This is a genomic window from Gemmobacter sp. (assembly GCF_046292685.1).
Classification (GTDB): domain Bacteria; phylum Pseudomonadota; class Alphaproteobacteria; order Rhodobacterales; family Rhodobacteraceae; genus Wagnerdoeblera.
The window spans coordinates 15896-42272 of record NZ_JBKBQM010000028.1 but is presented as its reverse complement, the minus strand read 5'-3'; the positions used below and the strand labels follow the sequence as shown (position 1 = coordinate 42272).

The 26377-nt window shown below is 72.1% G+C and carries 25 protein-coding genes and 1 pseudogene; 17 read left to right on the top strand and 9 right to left on the bottom strand.

The window, feature by feature from the left end; all coding sequences use genetic code 11:
- Nucleotides 1–138, bottom strand: a pseudogene (locus tag ACK4S2_RS09480) (IS5/IS1182 family transposase); the annotation flags it as partial.
- 82 nt (nt 139–220) lie between these two features.
- On the opposite strand from ACK4S2_RS09480, the gene ACK4S2_RS09475 reads away from it, so the two are divergent.
- Nucleotides 221–592 carry a hypothetical protein gene (locus ACK4S2_RS09475; RefSeq protein WP_409623422.1) on the top strand — a complete coding sequence of 124 codons (372 nt, stop codon included), beginning with the start codon at nt 221–223 and terminating at the stop codon, nt 590–592.
- A 25-nt stretch (nt 593–617) separates the two neighbouring features.
- On the opposite strand, the gene ACK4S2_RS09470 is transcribed toward ACK4S2_RS09475, so the two are convergent.
- Nucleotides 618–1013, bottom strand: coding sequence for a RidA family protein (locus tag ACK4S2_RS09470; RefSeq protein WP_409623420.1), 396 nt, complete (start codon nt 1011–1013; stop codon nt 618–620).
- A 132-nt stretch (nt 1014–1145) separates the two neighbouring features.
- Between ACK4S2_RS09470 and ACK4S2_RS09465 the strand changes: the two genes are divergently transcribed.
- The 6 genes from ACK4S2_RS09465 (at nt 1146) to ACK4S2_RS09440 (ending at nt 7537) form a co-directional block, all read left to right on the top strand.
- Nucleotides 1146–1832 carry a glutamine amidotransferase-related protein gene (locus tag ACK4S2_RS09465; protein WP_409623418.1) on the top strand — a complete coding sequence of 229 codons (687 nt, stop codon included), beginning with the start codon at nt 1146–1148 and terminating at the stop codon, nt 1830–1832.
- Entirely contained in the window at nt 1829–2614 is a 786-nt protein-coding gene (locus ACK4S2_RS09460; protein WP_409623416.1) for a creatininase family protein, read from the top strand. Before ACK4S2_RS09465 ends, ACK4S2_RS09460 begins: the two co-directional genes overlap by 4 nt.
- The gene (locus tag ACK4S2_RS09455) at nt 2611–3825 is read left to right on the top strand and encodes an amidohydrolase family protein (RefSeq protein WP_409623414.1); all 1215 of its coding nucleotides are present in this window, start codon (nt 2611–2613) and stop codon (nt 3823–3825) included. Before ACK4S2_RS09460 ends, ACK4S2_RS09455 begins: the two co-directional genes overlap by 4 nt.
- A complete protein-coding gene (locus tag ACK4S2_RS09450) occupies nt 3816–5207 on the top strand; it encodes an FAD-binding oxidoreductase (RefSeq protein WP_409623412.1) in 1392 nt (463 codons plus the stop codon). The genes ACK4S2_RS09455 and ACK4S2_RS09450 overlap by 10 nt, the downstream gene beginning before the upstream one ends.
- Nucleotides 5208–5328: 121 nt before the next feature.
- Entirely contained in the window at nt 5329–6993 is a 1665-nt protein-coding gene (locus ACK4S2_RS09445; protein ID WP_409623410.1) for an ABC transporter substrate-binding protein, read from the top strand.
- Nucleotides 6994–7045: 52 nt separating this feature from the next.
- The gene (locus tag ACK4S2_RS09440; RefSeq protein WP_409623408.1) at nt 7046–7537 is read left to right on the top strand and encodes a DUF2165 family protein; all 492 of its coding nucleotides are present in this window, start codon (nt 7046–7048) and stop codon (nt 7535–7537) included.
- A gap of 15 nt (nt 7538–7552) precedes the next feature.
- Here the strand turns inward: ACK4S2_RS09440 and ACK4S2_RS09435 are convergent, their stop codons facing one another.
- The gene (locus tag ACK4S2_RS09435) at nt 7553–8368 is read right to left on the bottom strand and encodes a TIGR00730 family Rossman fold protein (RefSeq protein WP_409623406.1); all 816 of its coding nucleotides are present in this window, start codon (nt 8366–8368) and stop codon (nt 7553–7555) included.
- An 80-nt stretch (nt 8369–8448) separates the two neighbouring features.
- On the opposite strand from ACK4S2_RS09435, the gene dapD reads away from it, so the two are divergent.
- From dapD to selD, 4 genes are all read left to right on the top strand, one after another.
- Entirely contained in the window at nt 8449–9276 is an 828-nt protein-coding gene (gene dapD / locus ACK4S2_RS09430) for a 2,3,4,5-tetrahydropyridine-2,6-dicarboxylate N-succinyltransferase (RefSeq protein WP_409623405.1), read from the top strand.
- A complete protein-coding gene (locus ACK4S2_RS09425; RefSeq protein ID WP_409623403.1) occupies nt 9273–9998 on the top strand; it encodes an SGNH/GDSL hydrolase family protein in 726 nt (241 codons plus the stop codon). Before dapD ends, ACK4S2_RS09425 begins: the two co-directional genes overlap by 4 nt.
- 131 nt (nt 9999–10129) lie before the next feature.
- Nucleotides 10130–11197, top strand: a complete 1068-nt coding sequence (gene mnmH, locus ACK4S2_RS09420; protein ID WP_409623401.1) for a tRNA 2-selenouridine(34) synthase MnmH — start codon at nt 10130–10132, stop codon at nt 11195–11197.
- Nucleotides 11194–12255, top strand: coding sequence for a selenide, water dikinase SelD (gene selD, locus ACK4S2_RS09415; protein ID WP_409623399.1), 1062 nt, complete (start codon nt 11194–11196; stop codon nt 12253–12255). The genes mnmH and selD overlap by 4 nt, the downstream gene beginning before the upstream one ends.
- A 6-nt stretch (nt 12256–12261) precedes the next feature.
- On the opposite strand, the gene ACK4S2_RS09410 is transcribed toward selD, so the two are convergent.
- Nucleotides 12262–12879, bottom strand: coding sequence for a hypothetical protein (locus ACK4S2_RS09410; protein WP_409623397.1), 618 nt, complete (start codon nt 12877–12879; stop codon nt 12262–12264).
- A 126-nt stretch (nt 12880–13005) separates the two neighbouring features.
- Between ACK4S2_RS09410 and ACK4S2_RS09405 the strand changes: the two genes are divergently transcribed.
- Nucleotides 13006–13338, top strand: coding sequence for a hypothetical protein (locus tag ACK4S2_RS09405; RefSeq protein WP_409623395.1), 333 nt, complete (start codon nt 13006–13008; stop codon nt 13336–13338).
- Between the two features lie 17 nt (nt 13339–13355).
- Here ACK4S2_RS09405 and ACK4S2_RS09400 read toward each other — a convergent pair whose 3' ends face one another.
- Nucleotides 13356–14477, bottom strand: coding sequence for a Hint domain-containing protein (locus ACK4S2_RS09400; protein ID WP_409623393.1), 1122 nt, complete (start codon nt 14475–14477; stop codon nt 13356–13358).
- Nucleotides 14478–14673: 196 nt separating this feature from the next.
- Here ACK4S2_RS09400 and dapE point away from each other — a divergent pair, with 196 nt between their 5' ends.
- Both dapE and ACK4S2_RS09390 read left to right on the top strand, forming a co-directional pair.
- Nucleotides 14674–15867: a succinyl-diaminopimelate desuccinylase gene (gene dapE / locus ACK4S2_RS09395; protein WP_409623391.1), complete on the top strand. Its 1194-nt coding sequence runs from the start codon at nt 14674–14676 to the stop codon at nt 15865–15867.
- Nucleotides 15864–16328 (top strand): GNAT family N-acetyltransferase, encoded by a 465-nt coding sequence (locus ACK4S2_RS09390; RefSeq protein WP_409623389.1) that lies wholly within the window; start codon nt 15864–15866, stop codon nt 16326–16328. The genes dapE and ACK4S2_RS09390 overlap by 4 nt, the downstream gene beginning before the upstream one ends.
- A gap of 2385 nt (nt 16329–18713) precedes the next feature.
- On the opposite strand, the gene ACK4S2_RS09385 is transcribed toward ACK4S2_RS09390, so the two are convergent.
- Together ACK4S2_RS09385 and ACK4S2_RS09380 are read right to left on the bottom strand one after the other, a co-directional pair.
- A complete protein-coding gene (locus ACK4S2_RS09385; protein WP_409623387.1) occupies nt 18714–20930 on the bottom strand; it encodes a PAS-domain containing protein in 2217 nt (738 codons plus the stop codon).
- Nucleotides 20931–20940: 10 nt separating this feature from the next.
- Nucleotides 20941–22071, bottom strand: a complete 1131-nt coding sequence (locus tag ACK4S2_RS09380) for an FIST N-terminal domain-containing protein (RefSeq protein ID WP_409623385.1) — start codon at nt 22069–22071, stop codon at nt 20941–20943.
- 268 nt (nt 22072–22339) lie between these two features.
- On the opposite strand from ACK4S2_RS09380, the gene ACK4S2_RS09375 reads away from it, so the two are divergent.
- Both ACK4S2_RS09375 and ACK4S2_RS09370 read left to right on the top strand, forming a co-directional pair.
- Complete coding sequence (locus ACK4S2_RS09375) at nt 22340–22774, top strand: universal stress protein (protein WP_409623383.1); 435 nt, start codon at nt 22340–22342, stop codon at nt 22772–22774.
- A gap of 21 nt (nt 22775–22795) precedes the next feature.
- Nucleotides 22796–24337 carry an alanine/glycine:cation symporter family protein gene (locus ACK4S2_RS09370; protein ID WP_409623381.1) on the top strand — a complete coding sequence of 514 codons (1542 nt, stop codon included), beginning with the start codon at nt 22796–22798 and terminating at the stop codon, nt 24335–24337.
- Nucleotides 24338–24432: 95 nt separating this feature from the next.
- Here ACK4S2_RS09370 and ACK4S2_RS09365 read toward each other — a convergent pair whose 3' ends face one another.
- Nucleotides 24433–25092 (bottom strand): LuxR C-terminal-related transcriptional regulator, encoded by a 660-nt coding sequence (locus ACK4S2_RS09365; protein ID WP_409623379.1) that lies wholly within the window; start codon nt 25090–25092, stop codon nt 24433–24435.
- Between the two features lie 156 nt (nt 25093–25248).
- Between ACK4S2_RS09365 and ACK4S2_RS09360 the strand changes: the two genes are divergently transcribed.
- Complete coding sequence (locus ACK4S2_RS09360) at nt 25249–25776, top strand: CoxG family protein (protein ID WP_409623377.1); 528 nt, start codon at nt 25249–25251, stop codon at nt 25774–25776.
- Here ACK4S2_RS09360 and ACK4S2_RS09355 read toward each other — a convergent pair.
- The gene (locus ACK4S2_RS09355) at nt 25757–26356 is read right to left on the bottom strand and encodes a DNA-3-methyladenine glycosylase I (RefSeq protein ID WP_409623375.1); all 600 of its coding nucleotides are present in this window, start codon (nt 26354–26356) and stop codon (nt 25757–25759) included. The genes ACK4S2_RS09360 and ACK4S2_RS09355 overlap by 20 nt on opposite strands.
- Nucleotides 26357–26377: the final 21 nt, after the last annotated feature.

Sequence of the window (26377 nt, the reverse complement as noted above, 5' to 3'; positions counted from 1 at the left end):
CTCGAACTCGGCATCGAGACTGGCCAGCGCCTCGTTCACCACCTGCCGGATCTTGCGCAGCGGATGCCGGGCGGGGATGCGCTCTTCAAGATCGACATAGCTGAACAGCGACCCGCTCGCCCCGTCCGTCCCGCGCATCATCACCCCCACCGTTGTCGTGCAAAGGGTGAATCATGTTCCTAACTCCGGGTCGAGGGCTGACTTCTTCAGCAGCCTGCTAATGCGCGTCATCGCCCCGGCCAGCGCTTTGGATTTCCAGCGTCCGGTCGATGACCGGGTGGCGCAAACGCTGTCGCTGGCGGCGGTGCGGTTCAACACCGCGCTGGGGCGGGCCACGCATTCCGCGCTGCTTTCGCAGATCACGGATGCCCTGACGCGACGCAGGGAACCCGTGCGCCGGATCGCGGTGCGTCAGGCGCCGCAAGCGGCCGTCGAAAGCCTGGCCAGCACGCTGACGGCGATCGAGGCCAACGATTTCGCCCGTATCGCCGTGGCGCTGGAAGCGCGCTTTGCCTATCTGGAACGCGCATGGGAAGCGCAGACCGGCCGGCGCCTGTGGCGCACAGGCCCGGGCTTCGTGCCGCGGCGCTGAAGCCGGCGGCGCCGCAGCCTGCCGCTCAGCCGCGCGGGTCCACCGCCATCGCCTCGACCTCGACCAGGAATTCGGGCCGGGTGAAGCCCGACACGATCAAGAGGGTCGAGGCCGGGCGCTGCGTGAGTCCGGTCAGAAAGCGGTCGCGCGCGGCCATGTAGGCCGGCATGTGCGCCCGGTCGGTGACGAAGGCCGACAGATGCACCACATGGGCCGGGCTCATGCCGCCTTCGGCCAGAATCGCGGCAATGGCGGCAAAGCACAGGTCGGCCTGGGCGCCGGCATCGGGCGGAATGGTGCCGTCGGCCGCCAGCGCCAGTTGCCCCGAGGTGCGCAGCACCCGCCCTGCGGCCGGAAACACCACGCCATGCGAATAGGCGCCGAACGGCGGGGCGAGGCTGGGCGGGGCGAGTGTCTGCATCCGGCTGCACCTGGCTGAAAAAACCGTCTTGCCAAACCGGCAAGGTTGAAGCAGCATCATACAACAATCTCTGGCACAGATTCACAAGGGCCATCGTCTTGCTTTCCTGACCGGAGGCGCATGGTGGCTATTGTGGTTTTGGTTCGTCATGGTGACGATCCGCCGGATGATCGTGTCGTCACGCATCTGACAGCGCGCGGGTTTGATCTGCGCACGGTGCGCCCCTTTGCAGGCGAGCCGCTGGGGGAAATCGGTCCCGATGTGGTCGGTTCGGTGATCTATGGCGGGTTGTTCAACGCCTACGACACCGCGCTGCATCCGTTCCTGCGCGACGAATACCGCTGGATCGCCAATTGCATCGCGGCAGGGCTGCCCTTGCTGGGGATCTGCCAGGGCGCGCAGATGATCGCGCAGCATCTGGGCGGCACTGTCGGGCCCAAGGCCGACCCGGAATACGAGTTCGGCTATTACCGCATCGACCCCACGCCCGGGGCCGGCGATTTCCTGCCCGGCCCGCTGTGGGTGGTGCAGGCGCATTTCCACACCTGGACGCTGCCGCCCGGGGCGATTCGGCTGGCGGGCAGCGCGGCCTACCCCGAACAGGCCTTCCGCTGGGGCGACAGGGTTTACGGCTTGCAGTTCCACGCCGAGGTGACGCCGGCGGGCTTTGCCCGGTGGCAACAGTCCAAGGCGCATCTCTACGCCCGCCCCGAGGTGCAGCGCCCCGAGGAACAGTTGCGCCTGCAGGCTTTGCACGACGCAGCGCAGGATGCCTGGTTCCGCGGGTTCCTCGACCGGCTGTTCGGGGCCGCGGCATGAACGCGCCCGCCCCCCTGCCCGCCCGCTGGGCCGAGTTGCCGCGCACCGCCTTTGCTGCCCTGCCCGCCCATGCGGTGGCCGTGCTGGCGCTGGGCGCGACCGAACAGCATGGCGACCATTTGCCGACCGGGGTGGACACCCTGTTGACCGATGCGGTTCTGGACCGCGCGCTTGGCCTGCTGCCGCCGGGCACACCGGTTCTGGCGCTGCCGATCCTGTCGGTGACCAAAAGCAACGAACACGCCGCATGGCCCGGGGTTCTGACGCTTTCCGCTGCAACGCTGCTGGCGGTGTTGCACGACATGGCCGCCGCGGTGGCGCAGGCGGGGGTGCGGCGGCTGGTGCTGCTGAACGGGCATGGCGGCAACGGCGCGCTCTTGGAGGTGGCCGCACGCGACATCCGGGCGGCGCATGGGCTGGTTACCGCCCATGCCAGCTGGTTCGCCTTTGCCGACCTCGCGCCCTGGCCGGCCGAGGCGCTGGCCCACGACCTGCACGCCGGCGATCTGGAAACCTCGGCCATGCTGGCGGTGCGGCCCGATCTGGTCGACATGGGCCAGGCGCAGGCCGGCCGGGTTGCACCCCTGGGCGAAGGCTTCGGCCTGTCGGGGCCGCTGCGCCCGGGCTGGCTGGTGCCCGACCTTGCCCCGGGCGGCGTGATGGGCGATGCCACCGCCGCCACCGCCGCCAAGGGGCAGGCGCTGGTCGAAAGTGCGGCCCGGGGGCTGGCGCGGGCGCTGGCGGCCTTCTGCACCCCCGATTTCGGCAAGGTGGCGCCATGAGCGTGGTGGCCGTTCCGCTGGACCTGCTGGCACGACCCGATGCCCTGGGTGGCCTGCGCCACGGCGATTGCCTGGTCGGCCGCCCCGTGCTGCGGGCCGGGCGGCTGGTCGGGCTGGACCCGGCCCCGGGCCTGATCGCCGGCCATGTGGTGCTGCCCCGCCTGACCGAGGTGCATTGCCACCTCGACAAGTGCCACACCATCGACCGGATCGGTGCCACCGGCGGCGACCTCGCCGCCGCCATCGCCGCCCAGGCCGCCGACAAGGCCCACTGGAGCGCCGACGACATCCGCGCCCGTGCGCTGCGCGGGCTGGAGGAATACCGCACAGCCGGGGTCGGCCCCTTGCGCAGCCACGTCGACTGGGGCCACCCGCCCGACTGGTCGGCCACGCCGCGGGCCTGGCCGGTGCTGGCGGAGCTGGCGCGCGGCACGCCGGGGCTGCAACTGGCCGCGCTGGTCGGGGTGGACCTGCTGGCCGAACCGGGGCTGGCCGACCGGGTGGCGCAGGCCTGCGCCGCCGCAGGCGGCGTGCTGGGCGGCTTCGTGCTGCACCACGCCCACCGGCGCGAAGGGTTGCGCGCCGCCTTTCGTGCCGCCGAACGGCACGGGCTCGCGCTGGATTTCCACGTGGACGAAGGGCTGGCCGACGGGCTGGACGGCTTGTCGCTGATTGCCGAAACCGCGCTGGAAACCGGGTTTCAAGGCCCGGTGCTGTGCGGGCACGCCTGTAGCCTTGCAAACCTTGCGCCCGAGCCCCTGGCGCGCACCGCCGACCGGCTGGCCCGGGCCGGCATCGCGGTGGCGGTGCTGCCCGCGACCAACCTTTACCTGCAGGACCGCCGCCCGGGCCGCAGCCCCGACCGCCGCGGGCTTGCGCCCTTGCACGAACTGCGCGCGGCCGGCGTGCGGGTGGTGGTCGGCACCGACAACGTGGCCGATGCCTTTCAGCCCGGCGGGCGGCACGACCCGCTCTGGTCGCTGCAGATCGCGTCGCTGGCCTGCCAGCTCGACCCGCCGTTCGGCCGCTGGTTGCCGCTGGTCGCCACCGAGGCGCGCGCGGCACTCGGCCTTCAGCCGGGCTGCATCGACGAGCTGCCGGCCGCCGACCTTCTGGCCTTTCCGGGCCGTTCCACCGCCGACCTGCTGGCGCGCAGCGCGCCGCCGGTTCCTCTCACCTCGCTCTTGCCCAAGGCCGACCCATGCCCGTGACCCCCGCCTTCGTCGCCGCGCTTGGCGATGCCGAAATCATCCGCGAGCCCTCGCTGGTCAGGAAACGCTCGCGCGATTTCTTCTGGTACAGCCCGATCCTGAACGAGGCGCTGAAGGCGAAGTTCGCCGAAATCGTCGCCCGCCCTGCCACGCGCGACCAGCTGGCCCGGTGCCTGGCCGCCGCCTACGACCACGACGTGCCGGTCACCCTGCGCGGCGGGGGCACCGGCAACTACGGCCAGGCCGTGCCGCTGGATGGCGGCATGGTCATCGACATGACCGCGCTGAACCGGATCGAGGAGATCGGGCCGGGCTTCATCCGCGCCGAAGGCGGCGCCAACATGCTGGCAATGAACCGCGCGCTGGAGGCCGGCGGCCAGGAACTCGCCGTTTTCCCCTCGACCCAGGACATCGCCACCATCGCAGGCTTCGTGGCCGGGGGGTCGGGGGGCATCGGCTCGCTGGCGCACGGGATGCTGCGCGACAACGGCAACCTGATCGCGCTGGAGGCGCTGTCGGTCGAAAGCCCGGCACGGCTGCACCGTTTCGAAGGTGCCGAGGCGCTGCACCTGCACCATGCCTGGGGGCTGAACGGGGCGATCGTCTCGGCCACGGTGCGGGCGGTGCCGCTGCGCAACTGGCTGGGCTGTATCGCGGGCTTTCCCGATTACCGCGCGGCCTATGCCGCCGGGCTTGCGGTGGCGCAGGATCAGGCCCTGGGGGCCAAGCTGGTCAGCACGGTCGATGCCCGGATCGCCGCCTATTTCCCGCGCCTTGCCGGCCATGTTCCGCAAGGCGCGCATCTGATGGTGGCGATGGTGCCCGCCTCTGCGCGCGCCGCACTGGCCGACATTGCCTTGCGCCACGACGGCGCGCTGCACCTTGCGCTGTCCGAAGCCGAACGCACGGCGGCCCGGCTGCCGCATGTCTACGAATTTTCCTACAACCACACGACGCTTCAGGTGCTGAAATCCGACCGCGGCGTCACCTACCAGCAGATCGGCGTGCCCGACGCCACCGATATCGCGGCCGTGGCCGCCATCGGCGACACGGTGGGCGAGGATGTCTGGCGCCACCACGAATTCGCCCGCGTCGGCGGCAAGCTCGTGGCCTTCGATCTTCCGGTGATCCGCTGGCGCGGCCCCGAGGCGCTGGAGGCGATCAACGCCGCCTATGCCGCGGCGGGCTTCACGGTGTGGGATGCGCACCAGTTCTGGGTCGAAGGCAGCCTGAAACAGGCCGACTACGTGCACCTTGCATGGAAAAAACGCCTGGATCCCAAGGGTTTGCTCAATTCCGGCAAGTCGCGCTTCTGGTCCGGGGTGCGCGATCTGCCGCCCGAGGCCATCGAATCGCTGGCTGTTTCGGGAGGCGCCTCATGACCCCGCTCCGCACCGCCCATCCGCTGCGCTCGCACGGGCTCGGGCAGCGGCCGACCAAGCAGACACGCTGCCCCCATCCACCAACGACCGGACAATCCGGCATAAACAGAGAGGTGACTACATGGACTTCCTGAAACGCAACGGGCGCCCCCTGCCGGCCGCCATCGTCGCCGATGCGGGGAACGCCCGCGCCGGCAAGGTCAGCCGGCGCGAGTTCCTGGCGCTGGCCACCACCTATGGCGCGACGGCCGCAACCGCCTATGCGATGCTGGGGCTTGCGGCCCCGACCCCGGCACAGGCGGCGCCGAAGATGGGCGGCACCGCCCGCATCCAGCTGGAAATCGCCGGCATGCGCGACCCGCGCACCTTCGATTTCAACCAGTTGGCGGTGGTCACGCGCGGCTGGCTGGAATACCTCGTGCATTACAACTCCGACGGCACCTTCACGCCGGTCCTGCTGGAAGGCTGGGATGTCTCGGACGATGCGCGCACCTACACGCTGAACCTGCGCAAAGGCGTGAAATGGTCGAACGGCGACGATTTCGTGGCCGATCACGTGGCCTTCAACGTCGCGCGCTGGTGCGATGGAACCATCGAAGGCAACGCCATGCGCTTCAAGATCGGGGCACTGGTCAACCCCGACACCAGCCAGGCCGCCGACGGCGCCATCGAGGTGCTCGACAGCCACACCGTGCGGCTGAACCTCTCGCGCCCCGACGTGTCGCTGATCGCCGGCTTTTCGGACTATCCGGCGGCCATCGTGCACCCGAGCTTCGATGTGGACAAGATCCTGACCGAGCCCGTCGGCACCGGCCCCTACCTGCCCGAACGCTACGAGGTGGGCAAGGGCGCTGTGCTGGTGCGCAACACCGCCCATCGCTGGTGGAACGAAGGCAACGGCGCCTGGCTGGACCGGATCGAGTTCATCGACCTGGGCACCGATCCCACCGCCTTCCTCGCGGCCGCCACCTCGGATGAAATCGACGCGGTCTTCAGCACCGAAGGCGACTATATCGCCGCCTTCGACGCGCTGGAAGGCTGGACGCGCCACACCGTGCCGACCGCCGCCACCATCGTGGCCCGCTGCAACCAGCAGGCCGAGGAAAACGGCAAGGTGCCCTATGCCGATGTCCGGGTGCGCCGCGCGCTGGCGATGGCCGTGAACAACGCCGAGGTGCTGGAACTTGCGGTTTCGGGCTATGGCACGCCGGCCGACAACCACCACGTGTCGCCGGTGCACCCCGACTATGCGCCCACGCCGGCGCCGGTGCACGACCCGGTCGCGGCCGTCGCCCTGCTGAAAGAGGCCGGCATGGCCGACTACGAATTCGAGCTGACCTCGCTCGATTCCGGGTTCTGGGCCGCCACGGCCGACGCCATCGCGGGGCAGCTGCGCAACGCCGGCATCAAGGTCAAGCGCACCGTCATCCCGGGCTCCAGCTTCTGGAACAACTGGACGAAATACCCCTTCTCGCTGACCAACTGGAACCACCGCCCCCTCGGCATCCAGACGCTGGCGCTGGCCTATGTCTCGGGTGCCAACTGGAACGAAAGCGGCTTTGCCAACGCCGAGTTCGACGACCTGGTGCAAAAGGCGCTGGCGATCCCCGATTCGGTGCGCCGGCGCGAGGTGATGGCGCGGCTCCAACAGATCATGCAGGAAGAAGGCGTCATCATCCAGCCCTACTGGCGCGCGCTTTACAACCACACCAAGGCCGGGCTCGGCGGCGCGGGCATCCACATCGCCCAGGAAATGCGCCCGGCCGAACTGCACTGGCTGGCCTGAGGCCATGGCGGGCGGCGGCCCCGGCCGCCGCCCCTTTCGGGAAAGCTGACGCATGGAAACGATACTGCCTCTGGTGCAGGCCGGCGTGCTGGCGCTGATGGCCGCCTGGCTGACACTGGGCCTGCGCGACAACCTGGTCCACCCCGACCTGAACGAAACCTTCACCGCCGAGGTGCTGTCGCTTGCGCGGATGAAGCGCGACTACGCCGCCATCGCGGCCATGGTCGCCCACCGCGCCATCGACGACCGGCGCACACAGCGCCGCCTGTTCCGGCTGATCGTCGCGGCCGAGGCGCTGGTGGTGCTGGCGCTGTGGGTCGCCGTGGCGACGCTGTGCGCCCACCTGGCCGGGCTCTTGCCGCATGCCCCGGCGCAAGCGGTCGGGCTGCTGGCCGCCTTCGGCTTTACCGCGCTCTGGGGCGCGTTTCTGGTGGCGGGCAACCATTTCTGCTACTGGTTCTGCCATGACGCGGCGCAGAACACGCATTTCCAGCTGGCGCTCTGGGGCATGGGCGCCATGCTGCTGCTGGTGCAGGCGCCCTGAGCGCCTGCCGCCCGTTCAGCAGGGCTTGGGCCAGGCGTCGATGGCCGCCACCGCCTCCTCGGCGGTCTCGACGTAACGGAACAACGCCAGATCCTCGGCCGCGATGGTGCCGGCATCGGCCAGCGCCTGCCAGTTGATGACCCGTTCCCAGAAATCGCGCCCGAACAGCAGGAAGGGCACCCGCCGCATCCGCCCGGTCTGGATCAGCGTCAGCGCCTCGAACAGCTCGTCCAGGGTGCCGAAGCCGCCCGGAAAGCCGCAGATCGCCTTGGCGCGCATCAGGAAATGCATCTTGCGGATGGCAAAGTAGTGAAAGTTGAAACACAGGTCCGGCGTGACATAGGCGTTGGGCGCCTGCTCGTGCGGCAGCACGATGTTCAACCCGATGCTCTGCCCGCCCGCTTCCGCCGCGCCGCGGTTGCCGGCCTCCATCACGCCTGGACCGCCGCCGGTGACGATGACGTTCTCGCGCCCGTAGCTTTGCAGCGACCGTTCGGTCATCAACCGGGCGAAACGCCGCGCCTCCTCGTAATGCGGGGCCAGCGCCGCCAGCCCGGGATGGCGCGCCTCTTGCCCTGGGGCGGGAATGCGCGCGCCGCCGAACAGCACGATGGTGGATTCGATGCCGCGTTCGTCCATCACCATCTGCGGCTTCAGCAGCTCCAGCTGCAACCGCACCGGGCGCAGCTCGGCGCGGGTCAGGAACTCGGCATCGGTAAAGGCCAGCCGATACGCCGGGGCGCGCGTCTGCGGCGTATCGGGAATGCGCCGTGCGGCGGCGATGTCCTCGACACTGTCGCGGAACGGGTGGCTGCGGGGTTCGTCCTTCATCCGGGGCTCCGTGATTGCGTGGGCGGCCCGACCGCACTATAGGCTGAGGCCGCAGATTTCCAGTCACAGCCGGGGGAACCATGTCGCACGCCGCACTCGAAGCCGCCATCGAAGCCGCCTGGGAGGCGCGCGACACCATCACCCCGGCCAGCCGGGGCGCGGCGCGCGACGCCATCGAGGCCACGCTGGAGGCGCTCGACCAGGGCGCGCTGCGGGTGGCCGAACGGCAGGCGGACGGGCATTGGCACGTGAACCAGTGGGCGAAAAAGGCCGTGCTGCTGGGCTTCCGCATCAAGGACATGGAGCCGCACGAGGGCGGCCCCCAGGGCGGCGGCTGGTGGGACAAGGTCGACAGCAAGTTCAAGGGCTGGGGCCCCGATCAGTGGCGCGCCGCCGGGTTCCGCGCGGTGCCCAACTGCGTGGTGCGCCGCTCGGCCTACATCGCCCGCGGCGTGGTGCTGATGCCCAGCTTCGTCAACCTCGGCGCCTATGTGGACGAGGGCACGATGGTCGATACCTGGGCCACCGTGGGCAGCTGCGCGCAGATCGGCAAGAACGTGCACCTGTCGGGCGGCGTCGGCATCGGCGGCGTGCTGGAACCCATGCAGGCCGGCCCCACCATCATCGAGGACAACTGCTTCATCGGCGCCCGCTCCGAGGTCGTCGAAGGCTGCATCGTGCGCGAAGGCTCGGTGCTGGGCATGGGCGTGTTCATCGGCAAGTCCACCAGGATCGTGGACCGCGAAACCGGCGCCGTGATGTATGGCGAGGTGCCGGCCGGTTCGGTCGTGGTGGCCGGCTCGATGCCGTCGAAGAACGGCCTCAACCTCTATTGCGCGGTGATCGTGAAGCGGGTGGATGCCCAGACCCGCGCCAAGACCTCGATCAACGAGCTTCTGCGCGATTGAACCTCGCCTCCCTGCCCGCCCGGCTGGCGCTGGCCCCGGTGCTGCTCGCGCAGGGGCTGATGGTGCGCGCCCGGGCGCAGCGGCTGCCCGAACCGCCGGGGCCGCGCTCGGGCAGCGCCGGCGCGGGCCCGCCCCTGCGCCTCCTGATCGCCGGCGACAGTTCGGCGGCCGGCGTCGGCTGCGCCGACCAGGCGCAGGCGCTCTCGGGCCAGCTGGTCGTCCGCCTCGCCGCCCGCCACCGCCTCGCCTGGCGGCTGGAGGCGGCAACCGGCGCGACCACCGCCGACATCATCGCCCGCCTCGCCGCGCTGCCGCCCGAACCCTTCGACGCGGCGGTGATCGCGCTCGGCGTCAACGATACCACCCGCATGCGCCCCCGCGCCCGGTGGGAATCCGACATCGCCGCGCTGCACGCCTTGCTGCAAACCCGCTTCGGCATCGCCGTCACGCTGTGGTCCGGGGTGCCGCCGATGGGCCGCTTTCCCTTGCTGCCCAACCCCTTGCGCGCCACCCTGGGCGCCCTTGCCGCGCGCAACGACGCCAGCCTTGCCCGCATTGCCGCCACCACCTCGGGCCTGTGCCACCTGCCGCTCGACCTGCCCCTGACCCCGGATCTCATGGCTTCCGACGGCTACCACCCCAACGCCGCCGCCTGCGCGCTCTGGGCCGATCGCCTCGCCACCGCCCTCGCCACCGCCCTCTCCGCGCCCGCTTCACCTTGACCCAAATATCCCGGGGGGCGGGCGGCACCTTGCCACCCGGCGCGCCGCCCGCAACGGGGGGCAGAGCCCCCCGCGCGCCACGCCGCCGCAGGCCCTTTCCCCCCGCGCGGCGTTGGACTAGAACCCGGCCCATGCCCGTCACCCTGACCCGCCTTGCCGATCTGGCCGCCCACCGCTTCGATGACATCATCGACGTGCGCGCCCCTGCGGAATACGCCGAAGATCACCTGCCCGGCGCGATCAGCCTGCCGGTGCTGGACGATGCCGAGCGCGCCCGCGTCGGCACGATCTACAAGCAGGTCAACCCCTTCACCGCACGCAAGCTCGGGGCGGCGCTGGTGGCGCAGAACGCCGCCCGCCACCTTCAAGGGCCGCTGGCCGACAAGCCCGGCGGCTGGCGGCCGCTGGTCTACTGCTGGCGGGGCGGGCAGCGTTCTGGTTCCTTCGCCGCGATCCTCGCGCAGATCGGCTGGCGGGTGGAAACCCTTGCCGGCGGCTACAAGGCCTGGCGCAAGCTGGTGCTCGAGGCGCTCGACACCCTGCCGGGCAGCTTGCGCCTTGTCCTGCTCGACGGCAACACCGGCTCGGCCAAGACCGAACTGCTGGCGCATCTGGCCACCCGGGGCGTGCAGGTGCTGGATCTCGAATCCCTGGCCAATCACCGCGGGTCGCTGTTCGGGGCGATGGGGCCGCAACCCGGCCCCAAGGCCTTCGAAACCCGCATCGCCGTGGCGCTCGCCGCGCTGGACCCCTCCCGCCCCGTGGTGGTCGAGGCCGAAAGCGCCCGCGTCGGCGACCGCATGCTGCCGCCCGCGCTCTGGCACGCCATGACCCGCGCCCCCCGGATCGAGCTGACCGCCCCCCTGCCCGAACGCGCCGCCTACCTCGCGCGCGCCTATGGCGACGTGGCGGCCGATACCGGACGGCTGCTGGCCACGCTGGACCGATTGCGCCCCTATCACCCGGCCGACCGCATCGCCGAATGGCAGGCGCTGGCCGAGGCCTGCGCCTTCGAGCCGCTGGCAGCCGCGCTGATGCAGCACCATTACGACCCGCGCTACCGCAAGCACCGCGCCCGCGTGGCCGTGCCGGTCACGCCGCTGCCCGCCCCTTCGCTGGCGCCCGACGCCTTGCCGGCCCTTGCCGCCGCCATCGCCGCCGAAACCGCCCGCCTCCTGCCCGAGGAACCCTGCCGATGACCGACACCCCCCCGACCGAACCCCGCCTGACCGCGCTGTCCCACGGCGGCGGCTGCGGCTGCAAGATCGCGCCCGGCGTGCTGTCGGGCATCCTGCGCGGCACCGCCGGGCTGCCGATGCCGCCCGAACTGCTGGTCGGGATCGAAACCTCGGACGATGCCGCCGTCTGGCAGCTGAACGACCGGCAGGCCCTGGTGGCCACCACCGACTTCTTCATGCCCATCGTGGACGACCCGCACGATTTCGGCCGCATCGCCGCAACCAACGCCATCTCGGATGTCTATGCGATGGGCGGCACCCCGATCTTCGCGCTGGCGCTGGTGGGCATGCCGATCGGCGTGCTGTCGGTGGAGACCATCGGCAGCATCCTCGCCGGCGGCGCCGCCGCCTGCACCGCCGCGGGTATCCCCGTTGCCGGCGGCCACACCATCGACTCGGTCGAGCCGATCTATGGCCTCGTCGCGCTGGGTCTCGTGGACCCTGCGCATCTGAAACGCAACGCCGCGGCACAGCCCGGCGATGTGCTGGTGCTGGGCAAGCCGCTGGGCGTGGGCATCCAGTCGGCGGCGCTGAAGAAAGGCGCGCTCGACCCCGCCGGCTATGCGCGCATGATCGCCACCACCACGCGGCTCAACACCCCCGGCCCCGACCTTGCGCGCCTGCCCGGCGTGCACGCGCTGACCGATGTGACCGGCTTCGGCCTGGGCGGGCACGCGCTGGAAATGGCGCGCGGGGCGGGTGCGGACCTGCATCTCGACTGGGCCGCCGTGCCGCTGCTCGAGGGCGTGACCGCGCTGGCCGAGGCCGGCCACATCACCGGCGCCTCGGGCCGCAACTGGGCCAGCTATGGCGATGAAATCGCGCTGCCCCCGGGCTTTGCCCCCGTGGCCCGCGCCTTGCTGACCGATCCGCAGACCTCCGGCGGGCTGCTGGTGTCCTGCGCGCCCGACGCGGCCGATGCGGTGCTGGCCACCTTTGCCCGCCACGGCTTTGCCGACGCCGCCGTCATCGGCCGGGTCGGCGACCGCAGCCCCGCCCCGCGCCTGCGTCTGGGCTGACCACCGTCAGAAGCAGAACAGCCCGAACCAGCAGGATTTCAGCGCCAGCGTGGTGACAAAGGGCTGCGGCGCGCTGTCGGACATCAGCGCAGCCAGCGGCACCACCATTTCCGCCGCCTTGCCATCGGCCGACAGGGTGCCGGTGGTGGCCTCGATCCTCGGCGCGCGGATGCGGAACACCAGGCTGTGCCCGGCCAAGGCCGCGCGCATCAGCCCGGCCACCTGCCGCGCCTGCGCGGCCTCGGGGCCGGCGGCATCCGTCATCCCGGCGAAGTCCAGCGTCACGCGCAGGCGGCGGTCGTCCAGCCGCTCGACCCGCGCGGCATTGCGCAGCCGGTCGGCCGGGTCGGCCCCGGCGCGCCGCTCGGCCTCGGCGATGAATTCGTCCAGCGGGGTGGTGCGCCGCTGCACGCAGGTCACGGCTTCGACCCCGACCGTGGCTGTGCCGCCCTTGCACATCTCCTCGGGCGACTTGCCGGCCAGGTCGAACAGCTCGCGCCCGATCCGCAGGTCCAGCACCGTCTCCACCGCCTGCTCGCCCTGGAAATCCAAGGTCAGGTCGGCATCGATGCACCCCGCCAGCGGCAGCAGCGACAGCATCAGGGCGAACAGGCGGCGGCGCATGGCGGCGGGCTCCGGGGCAAGCGGCGGGCCTGCACCGTGGCACCGCCGCGCGCGGCTGGCAAGCCCGCCGCTTGCCCCGCCGCGCCGGCGTTGCTAAGGCGGGCGGGTTCAGACCCGGAGCCCGCCATGACCGACGCCCCCAAGCCCAAGCGCCCGCAACAGGTGCACACCCTGCTGGTCGAGGTGGGGCGCAAGCCCGGCGACGGCCTGCCCGAGGGCGCCACCGGCGCGGGCCTTCTGTGCTATGCCTCGGGCGTGGACGAGGCCGAGGCGGTGCGCGAAACCGTGGCGATCCTGCAGCAGGCCGACCTTTCCGTGCTGGAGGTGACAGGCCACGGCACCCGCGCCGAACGCGAGGCCAGCGGCGAGACGATCGAACCCGACGAAGCCGCGCTGATGGACCGCGCCTTGCAGGAAAACTCGGTCGTGGTGGCGGTGCTGACCCCCTATTTCGACTGACGGGGGCGGCCGGGCGCTCAGCCCGCGCCGGCATGCAGGCGCATGTCGCCGCCATCGGCCAGCAAGGCCGCGGTTTCGGCCGGCCCCAGAAGCGGGGCGGCAACGGTGGCGCCTTCGGGGCCCGGGCAGGCCACCGCCAGCCCGCCGATGCGCAGCACCGCCGGCTGGTCCAGCACGGGCGCGGCCAGCAGCATGTCGGCAGAACCCGCAGGCCAGGCGCGGCGCTGCACCGGCTCGGGCAGGTGGCCGGCGGGCACCAGCACCCGCGGTTGCCCGAACAGGCGCAACACATCCTCGCCGGCAAAGGCCAGCGGCACGCGCGGCCCCGCCAGCATGTCCTGGCGCAGCGGCAGGCGCCCGGCCCGCAACCGCACGGGGCTGAAGGCAAAGCCCGCCGGCACCCGGAACAGCCGCAGCGCCGCCAGCCATCGCGGCCGGTCGTCGGCATCCAGCACCCGATCGCCCGGGCGCAATGCCCCGAGCGGCCGCAACCCGCCGCCCGGCAGCGGCACCAGCGCCTGCGCGGCCACCGCCACGCCTTGTGCCAGCGCCTCGGGCGCGGGGCCCGGCTGTGCCCGGCGCAAGGCGCAGGCCCCCAGCGCCGCGTGGCGGTGGCGCGCCGCCGCGGGCCCCGCGCCGCACACCGCCTGCGCCAGCGCGGCCGGCCACACCGCCGCCCCCGGCCCGGCCGCCCCCGGCCGCAGCGGCGCGCCGCCCGCATCCTCCAGCGTCAGCCACCAGCGCCCGGGCGAACCGGCCGCCCAGCCCAGACGCAGCACCACCGGCCCGGCGGCGGCCGGGATCGGCCCGGGCAGCACATGGCGGATCACCTGGTCGCCCAGCCGCAGCCGCACCACCACCCCGGCCGCCCGGCCCGCCAGCACCGACAGGCTGGCAGGCAAGGCCGCCGCCGCCTCGTCCGGGTCGGGCGGCCACAGCCGGCCTTGCGCCGCCGCCGGCGCATCCGCGCCGCCGGCCTCGGCATCCAGCAGCACCGCCGGTTCGTCGGGCAGACCGCTTAGCGACAGGGCCAGCACGCCCGCGCGCAGGGGCTGCGCCGCCCAGGCGGGAAGCGCGGCGCCATCGCCGACCATCCAGCCGGTCGCCCCTGCCGGCCCTGCTGCACCGCTGCCTGCCACCCGTTACCCTTCACCGCGCGGGGCACGCCCCATCGCGCCCGTCGGCCACCACCTTGCCGCGCCGGGGGGCAGCTGTCACCTGCCCGCCGCCACGAGCCGCGCCAAGGGTGGTAGCGGCGCCACAGGCCCGGTTGCACCGGGCGGGGCCTGCGGCTACCAGTTTGCCCAAGCCCTGCCTCTGCCCGAAAGGCCCGCCATGCCTGCCCCCCTGCCGCCCTCCGCCCTGTCGCCCGCGTCTCTCGTGCCCGAACCCGTGGACCCCGTCGCGCTGACCGCCGCGCTGATCCGCTGCCCCTCGGTCACCCCGGCCGAGGGCGGCGCGCTGGTGCTGCTGGAACGGTTGCTGTCGGAGGCGGGCTTTGCCTGCACCCGGGTGGACCGCGCGGGCGTCCCCAACCTGTTCGCCCGCTGGGGCGCGCGCGGGCACCCGCGCAGCTTCGGGTTCAACGGCCACACCGATGTAGTGCCGGTGGGCAACCCGGCGGACTGGTCCTGCGACCCCTTCGGCGGCGATATCCGAGACGGGCGCATCTGGGGCCGGGGGGCGGCCGACATGAAGTCGGGCGTCGCCGCCTTTGCCGCCGCGGCTGTGGATTTCGTGCGCGCGACGCCGCCGGACGGGGCGGTGATCCTGACCATCACCGGCGACGAGGAAGGCGTGGGCCGCGACGGCACCCTGGCGCTGCTCGACTGGATGGCCGCGCAAGGCGAGGCGATGAGCGTGTGCCTGGTGGGCGAGCCGACCTGCCCCGACGAGATGGGGCAGATGATGAAGATCGGCCGGCGCGGGTCGATGACCGCCCATATCCGCGCCCGCGGGGTGCAAGGGCACGCGGCCTATCCGCACCGGGCCAGGAACCCGCTGACCGCGCTGGTGCGCCTGCTGGACCGGCTGGCGGCGCAGGAACTGGACCGCGGCACCGACCACTTCGATGCCTCGACCCTGGCCATCACCACGATCGACACCGGCAACCCCGCCAGCAACGTGATTCCGGCCGCGGCGCGGGCCACGGTGAACATCCGCTTCAACGACCGGCACACGGGGGCCAGCCTTTCGGACTGGTTGCGGGCCGAGGCGGCGCGGGTGGAGGCTGAAACCGGGGTGGGGATGGAGCTGGAGATCTCGGTCTCGGGCGAAAGTTTCCTGACGCCGCCGGGGCCGCTGTCGGATCTGGTGGCGCGGGCGGTGCAGGCGGAAACCAATAGGGTGCCCGAGCTGTCCACCTCGGGCGGAACCTCGGACGCGCGGTTCATCAAGGACCACTGCCCGGTGGTGGAATTCGGGCTGGTGGGGCAGACCATGCACAAGGTCGACGAAAACGTGGAAATCGCCCATATCCACCAGTTGAAGGCGATTTATGGCCGCATCCTGCGGGCGTGGTTCGCATGAGCTGGGCCATCGAGGAAACCCGCGACATCGCCGCCTGCCGCGCCTTGCGGCGCATCGTGTTCATCGAGGAACAGGGCGTGCCCGAGGCGGACGAGATCGACGACCTGGACGAGGTTGCGGTGCATCTGCTGGCGCGGGTGGGCGGGCAGCCGGCCGGCAGCGCGCGGCTTCTGGTGCAGGGCAGCACCGGCAAGATCGGGCGGGTCTGCGTGCTGGCCCCGCTGCGCGGCACCGGGCTGGGGGCGGCGCTGGTGCGGGCGGGTGTGGCGCGGCTGGCGGCCGAGCCGGGGGTGGAGCGGGTCAAGCTGGGGGCGCAGACCCATGCGCTGGGCTTTTACGAGCGGCTGGGGTTTCAGGCGGTGGGGCCGGAGTATCTGGACGCAGGGATCCGGCACCGGGATATGGTCCTGACCCTGCCCCCGCGGGATGTCCCTGCGAGGGACAAGTTTTCGACTCAATGAAATCAGGGGCTTGCGTGGCCGTTTTCACGAATCGTCAACACATTCTCGCCTTGCCGCTGCAAGGCCGCAGGCCAGGGCGCGAGCCGGGGTTTTCCGGCCCGAGGTCTTGCGGGGGGCGGTCGAGCGCCCGCCGGGCGATGCGGCCGAGGTCGCGCCGGGAGTTCTGGCGCAGGTCGGCCTGTTTGGGCATGAGCGGGCGCCGAAGGCCCTTGGGGGTTGCGTTCGGACCTTGCGGCCAGGGGCCACGGGGAGCGCAGGACCGGATGTCGATCTTCGGGCGGCGGGCAAGGGCGGGGTGGCAGGCCATCCCGCTGCCTCGGGCGTGAGGGAGGCTTTTGCGCGCCAAGCCGGGCCGGTGTTCGGCCGGCTTGCGCGGCGCCACGGGGACGACGGTTCGGCCGTGCCCGCTGCCCCGGGGGCGTGGCGGGCGCCCGCCTTGTCGGGTTGGTGGAGCGTTCCGCGACGATGGCACGGCCGGCGTCCGGCCGGCGAGCGGCCGAGGCGGGTTGAGCCTCGCGGGCGTCCGGGGCGGCTGGTGGCCGGGGGCGCTGCCCCCGGGCCCCCGGGATATTTGCGGCAAGGTGAAAGGGGGGCAGTGCGCCGGCGTGCGGAGGGGGGCGGTGTGACGCCGTGGCGGGGGGGCGGCACGTGGCGCCGGCGGGCCCGGGGGGATCGGAAAGGCGTGTCGCGGCGGGCTGGTCCGGTGGCCGGAAGACTGCGATCCGGGGGTGCCGGACGAAGCGCCGGCCTGCGCCGCCCGGCCCGGGCCTGCGCCGAGGTTGGCCGCGAACCGTGCCGGACATGGGCGTGCCGGCCCGCCGGCGAGCAGCAGCCCGAGGCCCGGGCCGGCCCGCATCCGCCCTCGTGCCGGCTTTCGTCGAAGCGGTCTTTGCCGACCGGCCGATCTCTTGCCCTCGCGCGCGCCCCGGCGGTGCGTGTCGAGGGTCGCCGCCAGCGCTGCACGGGCCGGATGAGGCCCCCGCCGCGCCATCGCCCCACGCTCCGGGCCTCGGGGGGCGCGGTTGGTTCGGGAGGATGCGCATCTGCGACCGGGCGGCACCCGCGGCTGGAAGGTCGCAGGCCGGGGCCAGAGCCGGGGTCTTCCGGCCCGAGGTCTTGCGGGGGGCGGTCGTTCCTCGGCCGGGCGATGCGGCCGAGGTCGCGCCGGGAGTTCTGGCGCAGGTCGGCCCCCCGGGCAGCAGCGGGCGCCGGAGGCCATCGGTCGGGTTCGTGCCGCGCGGCCAGGGGGCGTGGGGATCGCTGGACCGGATGTCGATCTTCGGGCGGCGGGCAAGGGCGGGGTGGCAGGCCATTCCGGTGCCTCTTGCATGAGGGGGGCTTTTGCGCGCGACACCGGGCGGCGTTCGGCCGGCTTGCGCGGCGCCACGGGGGCCAGGTTCGGCCGTGACCGCGGCCCGGGGGGTGTGGCGGGCGCTCGGCTTGTCGGGTCGATTTGTCGGGTCGATGGAGACTCGGGAAAGATTCCGCGCCGATGGCACAGCCGCCGCCCGACCTGCGAGCGGCCGGGGCGGCCGGGGGCGCTGCCCCCGGGCCCCCGGGATATTTCTGGCAAGGTGAAAGGGGGGCAACGCGTTGGTGCGGCGGGGGGCTCAAGGCCGGGACCAGCGCCGCCTTGGACCCACCGCGCGGCCGGGACTGGGGGCATTGCCGAGACGCGGCTTTCGCCGGGGCGCCCCCGAGCGCGGCGAGGGATCGCCGCCTGACTGGCACATGCCGGGTGCCGACCGGGTTGCGCGGCCGCAAACCGGCGTCCGACTGCGGGTGTTGCGGTGCCTTCCGGCGGCCGGGGCGGGTCGAGCCTTGCCGGCGGCCGGGGCGCCGGGCGTCCGGGGGCGCTGCCCCCGGGCCCCCGGGATATTTGCGGCAAGGTGAAAGGGGGGGCGGCGCGTTGGTGCGGCAGGGGGTGGAGGCGTGACGCTTTGGCGGGCGAAGCCCGGGTGGCGGCGGCGGGGGGGGTGCCCCTTGCAAAAGGGGGCGGGAGAGGGCGGGCGCGGCGCAAGGGGCCCTTTGCGGGGTGCTGCGGGGGCGGCGGCGGGGGCCTGCGGGGCGCAGGGGGATATTCGGGCGGCGGGTCAGGCGCTGCGGGCCATCCGCTCGGGCCGCGGTGCAGGACGGTGGGCCGGGGTTGCCCGGGGCACGCGGCGCGCGCGTGGGCGGCCGGGGCCGTTGCGTTTTTGCATGTGCCGGAGGGGCGGCGCTGGCGCGGGGCCGGGGTGGGGGGCGCCTTGAGGCGGCGAAGGATGCCGATGCTGTGCCGGACGATGCCTTTGCCGCCCGCGCCTGCGTTCGACGCGCCGCAGGGGCGTGCCGCGCGGCCGGTGCGTCGCGGGGCGATGCCGGGCCGAGGGGGCGCGCGGGCGCGGATCAGGCCCTGGCGCCCAGGCGGGCCAGAAAGCGGTCGAGCGCGGCCGGATCCAGCGGTTTGGCCAGCACCCCTGCCCCGGCCGCGGCGGCGGCGGCGCGGAACGAAGGCCCGCGGTCGGGCGACAAGAGCAGCGCCGGCAGCGCCCCCAGCGCCGGGCGCAGCGCCTGCCAGCCGGCCAGCGCGGCCTGGCCGTTGCCGGGCGCATCCATGAGCACGAAATCGGGCAGGATGCCCAGTTCGGCCAGCAGGGCGGCCGCCGCCTCGGCGCTGTCGCTTTCCAGCACCGCCATGCCGCGGCCTTCGAGCAGGTGCGAAAGCGCGGCGCGCAGGCCCGCGTCGGGTTCGACCAGCAGCGCCACCAGATCGCGCGCAGGCGCCGGCGGCGGGGCAAGCGGGGGCAAGGCGGCGGCGGGGCGCGGGTCGGCCAGCGCCTCGGCCAGGCCCAGCCGCAGGCAGAAGCGCGTGCCGCGCCCGACCCGGCTGTCGAGGTGCAAGGGGTGGCCCAGAAGCCCGGCCGCGCGTTCCACGATGGCCAGCCCCAGCCCGAGCCCTTCGGAGGCCGAGGCGCGGGCGTTCAGGCGGTGAAATTCGCGGAAGATGTTTTCCTGTTCCTCCTCGGGGATGCCGGGGCCGGTATCGACGATCTCGACGCGCACCGCATGCGCGCCGCTGCGGCGCACCCCCACCAGAACGCCGCCCGTTTCGGTATAGCGCACGGCGTTGCCGATCAGGTTCTGCAGGATGCGCCGCAGGTAGGCGGCATCCGACAGCACCACCGCCGCCGTCGGGCGCAGGCGCAGGCGCAGGCCCTTTTCCGCGGCGAGGGGGGCGCATTCGTCGGCCAGCCGCGCCAGCAGCGGGCCCAGCGCCACCGGCGCCATCGTCACCGCCGCCCGGCCGCTTTCCAGCCGGGAAATGTCGAGCAGCGCCTCGAGAATGGTTTCCACGCTGTCGAGGGCCGCCCCCGCCTTGACCAGCGCGTCGCGCGCGCGGGGGGGCAAGGGTTCGTCTCCGGCCGAGGCCAGGAACAGCCGCGCCGCCGACAGGGGTTGCAGCAGGTCGTGGCTGGCGGCCGCCACGAAGCGCGAGCGCGCGGCATTGGCGCGTTCGGCCCGGGACAGGGCATCTTCGAGTTCCAGCGTGCGGGCGGCGACGCGGGCTTCGAGCGTTTCGTTGGCGCGGGAAAGGGCGGCGATGGCCTGGCGTTCGGCGGTGACATCGGTGAAGGACACCACGAAACCGCCGTCGGGCATGCCTTGGGCAAAGGCATCGAGCATCGGGCCGCCGGCGCCGTGCTGCAGCGCGAACCGCAGGGGGGCGCGGGGGGCGGGCTGGCGCAGCCAGTCGCGCAAGGCGGCCAGCGCGGCGGCGCCGGTCGGGCCGAGGTCGGCTTGCAGGCGTGCGACCAGATCGTCGAAGCCGAGCCCAAGGCGGAAGCGCGCCAGCGGAATCGCCAGCAGTTGTGCCGCGCGGTCGTTCCAGCCCAGCAGCCGGGCCTCGGGGTCGAAGATGCAGACGCCCTGGCTGATGTGATCGAGCGTGGCGCGCACGATGCGGGCCTGGTCGTCCAGCAGCTTGCCGCGCTCCAGCCGTTCGGTGCGGATGATGCCGGTGACGTCGGTCTGCAGGATCACCGTGCCGCCATCGCGGGTGCGGTGTTCGGAAACCTGCACCCAGCGGTCGCCGTCGAGCTGGACGTTGAAGATGACGTGGCGGTCGCGGTGGCGGCGCAGGCGGGCGATGGCCCAGTCCTCGGGCGTCTGGCCGCGCGGCAGGCTGAGGTGGCGCGAGCGGCTGACATGGCCGACATAGTCCTGAAAGCTCAGGCCCGGGCGCAGATGGGGCCGGATGTCGGACATCTGCATGCCGAAGCGGGAATTGCACATGACCAGCACGTCGGAAGGATCGAAAAGGGCAAAGCCTTCCTGCACGGTCTCGATGGCGTCGGCGAGGGTGCGGCGGGCGGCGTCGGCGGCGCGCATGGCGCCGGCCAGCTGGGCGTTGGACTGGTGCAACAGGTCGAGCGCGCGTTCGAGGTCGCGGGTGCGGTCGCGCACCTGGTCTTCGAGCATGGCGGCGCGTTCGAACTGGGCATAGGCGGCGCCGCTGGCGTCGGTGGTCTGTTCCACGCGGCGCATGAGCACATCGAGGATGGTCAGCAGCTTTTCGCGCTGGCGCTCGGGCGGGTCGGCGGGGTTGATGAGGCCGTGGGTCATGGCGGGCGGGTCATGCCGGGGCGGGCGGCGGGTAGATGGCGACGCCGGTCAGGGTCTGGTTCACGTGCATGGCGTTGAACTGTTCGCCATAGGTGGAAAAGCCCACGACGTTATGGGCGCGCAACAGGTCGGACAACCGGCCGGAGATCTGCTTTTCCTGCGCCTCCATCCGGCGCAGCACGCAGTCGCAGGCGAGGATGGCGGCCGGCGGCACGGGGGCGGCCAGCGCCGACAGTTCGGCCGAGAGGTGAGCCACCATGTCGGCCGGTTCGGCGAGGGTCAGCACCAGCCCTTCGTCGATGGCGGAGTAGAACACGAGGTCGCCGTTCGGTTCCACCTGGCGGATGGCACGCACGTGGTGGCGCCCGCCGATGCGCACCACCACCGGATGGGCGGCAAAGGTAAAGGGCGACAGCTGCGCCGGATCCTTGCCCACGAGCCGGGCGTATTCCAGCGCCGCCGGTTCGGCATTGATGCGCCGCACGATGCGGCGGGCGGGGTCGGCCTCGGTCACGACCATGCGGGTGGCGGTGGGGTGCAGGTGGTCGGTCTTGAACACGCGCACCGGGCAATCGGTGCGCAGCAGCGCCACCACCGCCGCATGGCGCAAGGCGCGCCCGCCGTGCAGCACCAGGGTTTCGCGGAATCGGGTGCCGTCGGCAGCCGACCCGCCGAACAGCGGCACCGGGCCGAGGCCCGCGGCCAGCGCGGCGGTGAGCGCGTCTTCCTTGGCCGAAAGCCCGTCGACCATGAGAAAGGCGAATTCGTGGTCCCATTCAGGGCGGGCGCGGGCCAGCGCGCCGCGCGCGCGGATCAGGCCGCCGATCAGCGGATCGGGGGCGAGCGCGCCCAGATCGGGGATCAGCAGGGTTTCGGCGGCGAAATGCGCGGCCGGCAGGCCGACGGCGACGATGCGGCCTTCGGCATAGCCGCCGGCGATTTCGCCAGCGGTGGTGCAACCCACCACCGGCACGCCGGCCCCGAGCCGCGCCTGCACCCCCGCCAGCACCGCCGCGGCCGAGGCCTGCGGCGCCACGAACAGCACCACCAGCGCCAGCGAAGGGCCGGGCAGCAGCGCCGCCGCCAGCCGGTCGGCGGCGGCCGGGTCGTCGGCCGCGGCATCGGCGATCTGCACCAGCATCGGCCCCGCCTCCCTTCGTTGCCGCGGGCAGTCTAGCAACCGCAGGCGGCGCCGCAAGGGCGGCGGCGCTTGCGGGCGCGCGGGCAAGCTTCGATATCGGAATCGGTTAATTTCGAATATTTCTTCGCAAAAACCGGGTTTCTGCCGGAAGATTTTCGAAGTTTCTTGCGTTCGGCCCCAGGATTTCGGCGCATCTTTCGGGCGTTCCGGCGTAGCCTCGGGGCAGGACGGACAAGGCCGCAGGATGCGGCAGAAACAGGAGGCAGGCATGACGGGATGCTATGTCGTGGCCTATGACGGCAGCCCGGCCGGGCGCCGGGCGGTGGATTTCGCCGTGGCGCTGGCCCGGGCGACCGGGGCCGGGATCGTGGTGGCGCATGTGCTGGACTGGTCGCCCTACAGCTTTCTGACCAAGGAGGAGATCGCCGAGCGGCACAAGCGGCGCAGCGAGGAACTGGCGCGCGCCCGCACCGCCATTCTGGACCCGCTGACCGAGGCCCTGCGCGCAACCGGCACCGAGGTGGAAACCGAGATCCGCTATGGCAAGGTGGTGGAGACGCTGCTGGACATCGCGCGCGAGCGCGGCGCGGCGCAGATCGTCGCCGGCCGCACCGGCGAGGCCGGGCTGACCAACCGGCTGTTCGGGTCGGTGGCCGGCACGCTGGCGCAGGTGTCGCCCGTGCCGGTGACCATCGTTCCCTGACCCGCACCCCCGGAGGCCCCCATGCGCACGCTTTTCCCCCGCACCGCGGCCCTTGCCGGCGCGCTGGCCGGCCTGCCGCAGGTTGCGGCGGCGCAAGGCATCGACGCGGCGGTGAACGCGGCCTTTGCCGCGGCAACCGGATGGTTCGTCGATTTCATCTTTGCCCCGATCCCCGGCACCGGCGTGGCCTGGATCGTGGTGTGGCTGGTGGCGGCGGCCTGCATCTTTACGGTCTATTTCGGCTTCATCCAGTTCCGGGTCTGGCGCCATGCGCTGCATCTGGTGGCGGGCAGGTATTCCGACCCGAAGGATGCCGGCGAGGTCAGCCATTTCCAGGCGCTGGCAACGGCGCTGTCGGGCACGGTGGGCCTGGGCAACATCGCCGGCGTGGCGGTGGCAGTCGGCATCGGCGGCGCGGGGGCGACGTTCTGGATGATCGTCGCCGGGCTTCTGGGCATGGCGTCGAAGTTCACCGAATGCACGCTGGGCGTGAAATACCGCAACGAATACCCCGACGGCACGGTTTCGGGCGGGCCGATGTATTACATCCCCAAGGGCTTTGCCGAACGCGGCCTGCCGGGCGGGCGGGTTCTGGCGGTGCTGTTCGCCGTCTTCTGCGTGCTGGGGTCGCTGGGCGGGGGCAACATGTTCCAGGCCAACCAGGCGCATCAGCAGCTGTCCGGGGTGCTGGGCGCCTATCCGGGCTGGGTCACCGGGCTGGTGTTTGCCGCCCTCGTCTTTGCGGTGATCGTGGGCGGCATCAAGTCGATCGCCCGGGTGACCGAAAAGATCGTGCCGTTCATGGCGGTGCTGTATGTCGGCACCGCGCTGGTCATCATCGGGCTGAATGCCGACAGGATCGGCTGGGCCTTCGGGCAGATCCTCGAAGGCGCCTTCACCGGCAACGGCGTGGTCGGCGGCATGGTCGGGGCGTTGATCCAGGGCTTTCGCCGGGCGGCGTTTTCCAACGAGGCGGGCGTGGGGTCGGCCGCCATCGCCCATTCGGCGGTGCGCACGAAGGAGCCGATCACCGAAGGCTTCGTGGCGCTGCTGGAACCCTTCATCGACACGGTGGTGATCTGCACCATGACGGCGCTGGTGATCCTCATCACCGGGCAGCTGCTGACCGACCCGGAAACCGGGCTTTACCTGCTGACCGAAGGCGGCCGGGTGGCCACGGCAAGCGGGGCGTCGGGCGTGGGGCTGACCTCGGCCGCGTTCGGGTCGGCGCTGTGGTGGTTTCCCCATGTGCTGGTGGTGGCGGTGGTGCTGTTCGCCTTTTCCACCATGATAAGCTGGTCCTACTATGGGCTCAAGGCCTGGACCTATCTGTTCGGCGAAGGGCCGCGGCAGGAGATGACGTTCAAGGCGATGTTCTGCACCTTTGTGGTGATCGGCGCGGCGGCCAGCCTGGACCCGGTGATCGACTTTTCGGATGCGGCGATCTTTGCGATGGCGGTGGTCAACATCGTCGGGCTGTATCTGCTGATGCCCGTTGTCCGGCGCGAGCTGGAAAGCTATCTGACGCGGTTGCGGGCGGGGCAGATCCGGCGGTTCCGGTAACGGTGGGGCGCGGCCCCATGGTTTTGTAGCGAGTGTCGGGTGACGAGTGGGGGGGCAGGCCGGCGGCCTGCCCTTTTCCTTGCCGGCGGGTGCGGTCAGCCTTCGGGCACCAGGCTGGAAAAGCGGGCCTGCTGCGCGATCAGCACCGCCTGGGTGCGGCTTTGCACGCCCAGCTTGCGCATGATGGCGGTGACATGGGCCTTGACGGTGGTTTCGGCGATCGACAGGTCGTAGGCGATCTGCTTGTTCAGCATGCCCTGGCAGATCAGTTCCAGGATGCGCGCCTGCTGGCGGGTCAGCTGCGCCAGCCGAGCCACCGCCTCCTGCCCGGCCGAGGCGCTGCCGGGGGCGGGGGGCACGTAGCCTTCGGGCAACCAGCGTTCGCCGCGCGCCATCGCCTGGAAGGCGGCGCGAAACGCCTCGCGCCCCGAATGCTTGGGCACGAAACCCGCCGCCCCCGCCGCCAGCGCCGCCGCCACCAGCCGGTCGTCGGCCATCGAGGAAACCACCATCACCGGCGCATCCAGCGCGGCGCGCAGGCGCAGGATGCCGTCCATGCCGTCGACGTCGGGCAGGTCGAGGTCGAGCACCACCACATCGGGCCGAAGCCCCGCATCCAGCCGCGCCAGCGCCGCATCGAGCCGGTGCACCGATTCCACCCCGGCAAAGCCCGCCACCGTGCGCAAGGTCAGCGCCAGCGCATCGCAGAACAGCGGGTGGTCGTCGACGATCAGGGCAAGGGGCGCGGTCTGCATGGCGGAGCCTTCGGGCGGGTGCGCCCAGCATAGCAGCGCCCGGCCGGCAGGAAAACGCCCTGCCCCTGCGACCAAGGTCTGACAGACGAAAGCCGCCTTTTCGCGGCCGCGAAGGGTGCCTATGCTGCAGGCGTCCGAAGCGAGGGGGACCGACCGATGCAGATGAACGACACCCGCGACATTGCCGCACCGCCTTCGGTGGTCTGGGCGGCGCTGTTCGACCCGGAGGTGCTGAAAGCCTGCGTGCCGGGCTGCGAGGAACTGACCGGCACCGCCGCCGAGGGGTTCGAGGCCGCGGTGGTCCAGAAGGTCGGGCCGGTCAAGGCGCGGTTCACCGGGCTGGTGAAGCTTTCGGACATCGTCGAAGGCGAAAGCTGCACGATCTCGGGCGAGGGCAAGGGCGGGGCGGCCGGCTTTGCCAAGGGGGCGGCGCGCATCCGCCTGACCCCGAGCGCGGCCGGCACGCTGCTGACCTACGAGGTCGATGCCCAGATCGGCGGCAAGCTGGCGCAGCTGGGCAGCCGGATCATCGACGGTTTCGCCCGCAAGATGGCGGACGATTTCTTTGCGCGCTTCCAGGAGGCGGTGGAAGGCCCCGCCGAAGCCGCGCCCGAAGCTGAAGGGGGCGAAGCCGCCGAGGGCGAGGCGCCGAAGAAGGGCTGGTTCAAGCGCCTGATCGGCTGAGGCGCTGCGGCCCGCCCCGCGCGGCGGCGGGCGCGCCCGCCGGGCAGCCCGCCAGGTGGTCGTTCACCAACCCCGCCGCCTGCATGAAGGCATAGGCCGTCGTCGGCCCGAAAAACCGGAATCCCGCCTGCGCGAGCGCCCGGCTCAGGGCCTGCGAGGCGGGGGTTTGCGCGGGCACATGGGCCGGCGTCGCAGGGCGGTTCTGCAACGGCGCGCCATCGACGAAGCCCCAGACGAACGGCGCAAAGCCCCGGCTTTCCTCGAGCGCAAGATAGGCGCGGGCGTTGGCGATGGTCGCCTCGATCTTGCCGCGATGGCGCACGATGCCCGGGTCGGCCAGCAGGCGCGCCACCTCGGCCGGGCCCCAGCGCGCAACGGCTGCGGGATCGAACCCGGCGAAGGCCGCGCGAAAGCCAGGGCGCTTGCGCAGGATGGTCAGCCAGGACAACCCGGCCTGAAACGATTCGAGGCACAGCGTTTCCCACAGCGCCCGGCCATCGGTCTGCGGCAGGCCCCATTCGGTATCGTGGTAGGCGACATACAGCGGATCGGACCCGCACCACGGGCAGCGTTCTGACATTTCGTATCTTTTCCAATGACT

Coding starts and splice junctions, on each gene's coding strand:
- dapD (WP_409623405.1), top strand. CDS start 8,449: ATGTCGCACGCCGCACTCGAAGCCGCCATCGAAGCCGCCTGGGAGGCG.
- ACK4S2_RS09470 (WP_409623420.1), bottom strand. CDS start 1,013: ATGCAGACACTCGCCCCGCCCAGCCTCGCCCCGCCGTTCGGCGCCTAT.
- dapE (WP_409623391.1), top strand. CDS start 14,674: ATGCCTGCCCCCCTGCCGCCCTCCGCCCTGTCGCCCGCGTCTCTCGTG.
- ACK4S2_RS09475 (WP_409623422.1), top strand. CDS start 221: ATGCGCGTCATCGCCCCGGCCAGCGCTTTGGATTTCCAGCGTCCGGTC.
- ACK4S2_RS09360 (WP_409623377.1), top strand. CDS start 25,249: ATGCAGATGAACGACACCCGCGACATTGCCGCACCGCCTTCGGTGGTC.
- ACK4S2_RS09410 (WP_409623397.1), bottom strand. CDS start 12,879: ATGCGCCGCCGCCTGTTCGCCCTGATGCTGTCGCTGCTGCCGCTGGCG.
- ACK4S2_RS09390 (WP_409623389.1), top strand. CDS start 15,864: ATGAGCTGGGCCATCGAGGAAACCCGCGACATCGCCGCCTGCCGCGCC.
- mnmH (WP_409623401.1), top strand. CDS start 10,130: ATGCCCGTCACCCTGACCCGCCTTGCCGATCTGGCCGCCCACCGCTTC.
- selD (WP_409623399.1), top strand. CDS start 11,194: ATGACCGACACCCCCCCGACCGAACCCCGCCTGACCGCGCTGTCCCAC.
- ACK4S2_RS09435 (WP_409623406.1), bottom strand. CDS start 8,368: ATGAAGGACGAACCCCGCAGCCACCCGTTCCGCGACAGTGTCGAGGAC.
- ACK4S2_RS09355 (WP_409623375.1), bottom strand. CDS start 26,356: ATGTCAGAACGCTGCCCGTGGTGCGGGTCCGATCCGCTGTATGTCGCC.
- ACK4S2_RS09370 (WP_409623381.1), top strand. CDS start 22,796: ATGCGCACGCTTTTCCCCCGCACCGCGGCCCTTGCCGGCGCGCTGGCC.
- ACK4S2_RS09460 (WP_409623416.1), top strand. CDS start 1,829: ATGAACGCGCCCGCCCCCCTGCCCGCCCGCTGGGCCGAGTTGCCGCGC.
- ACK4S2_RS09365 (WP_409623379.1), bottom strand. CDS start 25,092: ATGCAGACCGCGCCCCTTGCCCTGATCGTCGACGACCACCCGCTGTTC.
- ACK4S2_RS09450 (WP_409623412.1), top strand. CDS start 3,816: ATGCCCGTGACCCCCGCCTTCGTCGCCGCGCTTGGCGATGCCGAAATC.
- ACK4S2_RS09375 (WP_409623383.1), top strand. CDS start 22,340: ATGACGGGATGCTATGTCGTGGCCTATGACGGCAGCCCGGCCGGGCGC.
- ACK4S2_RS09405 (WP_409623395.1), top strand. CDS start 13,006: ATGACCGACGCCCCCAAGCCCAAGCGCCCGCAACAGGTGCACACCCTG.
- ACK4S2_RS09380 (WP_409623385.1), bottom strand. CDS start 22,071: ATGCTGGTGCAGATCGCCGATGCCGCGGCCGACGACCCGGCCGCCGCC.
- ACK4S2_RS09440 (WP_409623408.1), top strand. CDS start 7,046: ATGGAAACGATACTGCCTCTGGTGCAGGCCGGCGTGCTGGCGCTGATG.
- ACK4S2_RS09445 (WP_409623410.1), top strand. CDS start 5,329: ATGGACTTCCTGAAACGCAACGGGCGCCCCCTGCCGGCCGCCATCGTC.
- ACK4S2_RS09385 (WP_409623387.1), bottom strand. CDS start 20,930: ATGACCCACGGCCTCATCAACCCCGCCGACCCGCCCGAGCGCCAGCGC.
- ACK4S2_RS09455 (WP_409623414.1), top strand. CDS start 2,611: ATGAGCGTGGTGGCCGTTCCGCTGGACCTGCTGGCACGACCCGATGCC.